This is a genomic window from Ferruginibacter sp. (genome assembly GCF_014377975.1).
Lineage (GTDB): Bacteria > Bacteroidota > Bacteroidia > Chitinophagales > Chitinophagaceae > Ferruginibacter.
This window is the reverse complement of record NZ_JACMOO010000068.1, coordinates 1-2,055: the sequence shown is the minus strand read 5'-3', so window position 1 is coordinate 2,055 and position 2,055 is coordinate 1. Positions and strand designations below refer to the sequence as shown.

Annotated in this window: 2 protein-coding genes; both read right to left on the bottom strand. The window is 40.6% G+C overall.

Annotated elements, in window-relative coordinates; all coding sequences use genetic code 11:
* The coding region (locus H7254_RS04345; RefSeq protein ID WP_301931822.1) for an acyl-CoA dehydrogenase family protein at positions 1-1,019 on the bottom strand (1,019 nt) is incomplete at its 3' end.
* Positions 1,020-1,136: 117 nt separating this feature from the next.
* The coding region (locus tag H7254_RS04340) for a helix-hairpin-helix domain-containing protein (RefSeq protein ID WP_301931821.1) at positions 1,137-2,055 on the bottom strand (919 nt) is incomplete at its 5' end.

Here is a 2,055-nt window from a genome sequence, read left to right as displayed (position 1 = left end):
CCACCAAAAATCTGTACAGCATCTGTACTTACTTTCACGGCTATTTCACTGGCGTAATATTTTGCCATTGCCGCTTCTTTGGTCATGGGCAGCCCTTTTGTTTTTAAATCGCAGGCCTGGTTTATGAGTAAGTCTGCCGCTGCAATTTCTGTTGCCATATCGGCCAGTTTAAAACTAATACCCTGGAAATTTCCAATGGGTTGATCAAACTGATGGCGTTCTTTGGCATATTGTACCGATGCTTCGTAAGCACCTTTGGCAATCCCAACACTTAGTGCTGCTATAGAAATTCTTCCGCCGTCCAATACTTTCATAGCTTGTTTAAAACCATCGCCCACTTCTCCCATTCTGTTTGTATCGGGCACACGGCAATTATCAAAAATCATTTCAGTAGTTTCACTGGCACGCATGCCCAATTTGTTTTCTTTTTTACCGGCACTAAATCCCGGTGTGCCCCGTTCTACTATAAAAGAAGTGGAATTATCCTTTGTTCTTGATTCGCCGGTACGGCAAATAACCACGGCAATATCACCACTTTTACCATGTGTAATCCAGTTTTTAGTGCCGTTAATTACCCAGTGGTCGCCGTCTTTTACAGCCGTGGTTTTCATGTTGCCTGCGTCGCTGCCGGTATTAGGTTCTGTTAATCCCCAGGCGCCCAACTTTTCGCAGGTTGCTAAATCGGGCAGGTATTTTTTGCGTTGTTCTTCGTTACCGAATGCCAATATATGACCTGTACAAAGTGAATTGTGCGCTGCTACCGAAAGACCAATTGCACCACAAACCTTTGCAATCTCCTGTATAATTACGTTGTACTCGAAATAGCTTAATCCGGCACCACCATATTTTTCAGGCACTAAAACACCCATCATTCCCAGCTTACCCATGGCTTTAAAAACAGGTAATGGAAATTCCTGCGCCTCGTCCCATTGCATTAAATGCGGCTTTATATATTGCTGCGCAAAATCCCTTGCAGTATGCGCTACCTGCTCTGTTAATTCACTTTGCTTAAAATTCATTGTGTACGTTTATTGGTAACTACAAATCTATGCAATTCAAAATACTAACGGTTGTTAGTGTTTAAGCTGATAATCAAATAAATTTGTTTTTTGTCGCCTGTTAGTTAAATAAGCGGTTTACAAGGTTAAATAGGGAAGCATTTTGTTGTAGACATCATCTGTAATCAACACTATTTTTTTAAGATCGGAAACAGCGGCATAGTTGCCATGCTGGCTGCGGTATTGTACGATGGCATTTGCAATGGCATACCGTAGATAAGGGTGTAATTTTAAATCATCGGCAGTTGCTGAATTTATACTGAGTTGCTTTACAACCGGGTTACCCAACTGAAGCTTCGGTTTTATTTTTTGAAAGGTTGAATCAGCAAGACCAAAGGTTTCGGCTACCTGCTCTATTTTATAAAACCCGCCCAGTTTGTCTCTAAAACTAATAATGCGTTGCGAAAGTTTGCTCCCAATACCAGGCAATGCAATAAATGCTGATGTGTCTGCAACATTTATATCTATTAATTGGGGAATGTAGGTTTTTTTTTCAACTATGGGTTTACTATAATTGTTTGTTGAATAATTAGCTGCTGCACTGGCCTTCTCTATTTGAACAAATGGGATCAATCTTTCCTTATCAGCTCCACTTAATCCCCAGATTTTTCCCAAATCTTCCGGCTTGTAAAATTTGCCACCTTTCGATATATATTTTTGAATGGTTATTATTGCTTTTTCTCTTACGCCCAGTTTCTTCCAGCCTGCTGCATCCAAAGTGTTTGGGTTGAAATAAAAAAGTATCCCTTTAAATTTTTCTTCCCGGGTAAATTTTCTATCCCCCGGTTCATATAAAGGCGAGTGGCCGTCATTGAAAGCTGCTCGTTGATCAGTGAAAGATGAATCGACCTGCTTCGTTTTTAAGGTTGCAATTTCTTTTTCAAACGAGGCAGTGTTGGTGGATAGAGGTTTTATAAAAAACGGAAATATAAAAGGAAGCAGGCATATACCCACAATCAGCAGGAGTAACGCCAGGGTTCCATTTCGTTGCTTTTTG